Source organism: Amycolatopsis sp. NPDC000009 (assembly GCF_055563465.1).
The window spans coordinates 1-1501 of sequence record NZ_JBVHDI010000045.1; the positions used below are offsets into that span (position 1 = coordinate 1).

Here is a 1501-nt window from a genome sequence, read left to right on the forward strand (position 1 = left end):
AGGAGGCCTAATGGGTTGTGTTCAGGCTGGTTTGGCAGGCTTGGATGTGGTGGCTGCTGGTGGGTGAGCACTCGTGAGGCCTGGGTTGTGCGAGACCTTCGTGAAGACCGTCGCCTCCGCTGGTAGCGGGAGAAGTTGATCACTAGAGGGATGTCGTGCCCGCCGTGTGTGGTGTGAGCACTCGACCATTAGGCCGTTGATCTTCTTCCGCGTGGCTGCCGCTCATGATCCGGATAAGGCAGGAGCTGGTGCGGCGTGGAGTTGTTCGTCGGTGATGACTGGGCATCCGATCATCACGATGTGGAGATCCAGGACCAGACGGGGCGGCGGCTGGGCAAAGCCCGGCTTCCGGAAGGTGTCGAGGGCATCGCCCGGTTGCATGGGCTGCTCGGGCGGTTCCTTCCCGAGGACGCCGATCCTTCTCAGGTGCTGATCGGGATCGAGACCGATCGGGGCCCGTGGCCGGCGGCGTTGGTCGCCGCGGGATATCGGGTGTTCGCGGTCAACCCGCGGCAATCGGCTCGGGCCCGGGACCGGCTCGGGGTGTCCGGCGCGAAAAGCGACGCCGGTGACGCGCATGTGCTGGCCGATCTGGTCCGCACCGACGCTCACCAGCTGCGTGAGATCGCAGGCGACAGCGATCTCGCCGACGGGGTGCAAGAGCTCACCCGGGCGCATCAGGCGCTGATCTGGGACAAGACGAGGCATGTGCTGCGGTTGCGGGCCACGCTGCGAGACTATTTCCCCGCCGCGCTGGAGGCTTTCCCCGATCTGGCCGAGCCCGAGGCCTTGGAACTGCTCAGCAAGGCCCCCGACCCGGGCCGCGCGGCCCGGTTGTCCCGCAAGCAGGTCAGCGCCGCGCTCAAGCGAGCCCGCCGACGCGATATCGAGGGTAAAGCCGCCGCGATCCAGACAGCGCTGCGTGCTCCGGCGCTGGGCCGTGGCCCGGTCCTGACCGCGGCCTCCGCGGCGATCACCCGCTCGCTGATCACCGTCATCCACGCCCTGACCGGTGAGATCAGCACCCTGGAGAACGAGGTGAAAGCCTCTTTTGGCCAGCACCCTGACACCGAGATCTATGAGTCCCAACCCGGACTCGGGCAGATCCTCGGCGCCAGGGTGCTCGCCGAATTCGGGGACGACCCCCACCGCTACACATCAGCGAAAGCCCGCAAAAACTATGCCGGGACCAGCCCCCTGACCATCGCCTCCGGCCGCAAAACCACCGTCCGGGCCCGATACGTGCACAACGACCGGCTCCTCGACGCCCTCACCCGCCAAGCACAATCATCACTACGGGCCTCACCCGGAGCCCGCGCCTACTACGACACACTCCGAGCCCGCGGCGTCGGCCACCAAGCCGCCCTCCGCCAGCTCGCCAACCGCCTCGTCGGCCTCCTCCACGGATGCCTCAAAACCCACACCCACTACAACGAAAACACCGCCTGGGCCCACCACACCACCACCGCTTGACACACAAAACCCAGGGATGTCTTCACGG

General features: G+C 66.8%; 1 protein-coding gene. It reads left to right on the top strand.

The genetic code is table 11. The features are described 5' to 3' along the window. The first annotated feature begins 261 nt into the window (after window positions 1–261). Window positions 262–1473, top strand: coding sequence for an IS110 family RNA-guided transposase (locus ACZ3HL_RS44755; protein WP_465538055.1), 1212 nt, complete (start codon window positions 262–264; stop codon window positions 1471–1473). Window positions 1474–1501: the final 28 nt, after the last annotated feature.